Annotated in this window: 1 protein-coding gene; it reads right to left on the reverse strand. The window is 63.6% G+C overall.

Features of this window, described 5'->3' with window-relative positions:
• Positions 1-856 (reverse strand): IS110 family RNA-guided transposase (locus tag ACG00Y_RS28755; protein WP_394485077.1); only part of this gene is annotated, 856 nt, incomplete at its 3' end.
• Between the last annotated feature and the right edge of the window lie 237 nt (positions 857-1,093).

Here is a 1,093-nt window from a genome sequence, read left to right on the forward strand (position 1 = left end):
ACAACAGATGGCCGGGCGTGGGGAAGCGCGACATATCGATGCCAATCTCTGCAACGACGACGTTGGCGCTGACGTCGCTGATGCCGGGCATCGTGCTCAGCAGCTTGGCGGCTTGTCGAAACGGTTCGAGCCCCTGGCCCACCTCCTTCTCGATGGAGGCGATCGTTTGATCAAGCGTTTCGATGTGCCCGAGGTGCAGCTTGAGCATGAAGCGGTGATGTGCACTGACGCGACCACGCAGCGCTTCGAGAAGCTCGGCACGGCTGGCCTTGACGCGACCGACACATGCCAACAGTTGCTCGGGATCGGTCTGACCCTCGATGAGTGCCTTGAGCACCGCACGTCCGCTCTTGCCGATGATATCGGTGATCACGCTGGACAGCTTGATGTTGGCGTCTTCGAGCAGCTTCTCGATGCGCTGCACATGCGCGGCGCGCTCACGCACGAACTGCTTGCGGGTACGGGTAAGCGTGCGCAGTTCCTGCACGGCCGCCGGGGGCACGAAGCTTGCGCGGATCAAGCCGTGGGCCAGCAGATCCGCCAGCCACATCGAGTCGTTGACGTCGGTCTTGCGCCCCGGCACGTTCTTGACGTGAGCGGCGTTGGCCAGAATCAGCTCGAAGGACTCCTCCAGGATGTGCCAAACCGGCTTCCAGTAGACGCCCGTGGCTTCCATGGCGACCTGCTGCACGCCGAAGGATTCCAGCCAATCCGCCAGCGCCAGCAGATCGGTGGTCGTCGTGCCGAACGTGCGTACCTCCTGCACAAGCGCCGTAGCCCCTGCAACGCGCACACACGCCACGACCGTTTGCTTGTGTACGTCCAGCCCCGCGCAGCGCGGGTAGATGACATCCATGCTGACCTCCAAGGTGCGGCGACATCGGCATGCGGCCCACATCATCGAACTCTGAAGTGCGTGCTCCGGGGCGCAAGGCCCGTGGCGACAGTGCGGGGTGCTCGTGAGGCCGCGGGTCCAACTGAAATACGAGCTCGAAGCACCAAGTACGAACCGACCTCTGCGCCGGACGCCGCCCCTGAATTACACGCCCGTTTCATGGGTCGTGGGACGCGCGAAGCGCGGTGGAACAACTGA

Source organism: Pelomonas parva (genome assembly GCF_043555835.1).
Taxonomy (GTDB): domain Bacteria; phylum Pseudomonadota; class Gammaproteobacteria; order Burkholderiales; family Burkholderiaceae_C; genus Pelomonas; species Pelomonas parva.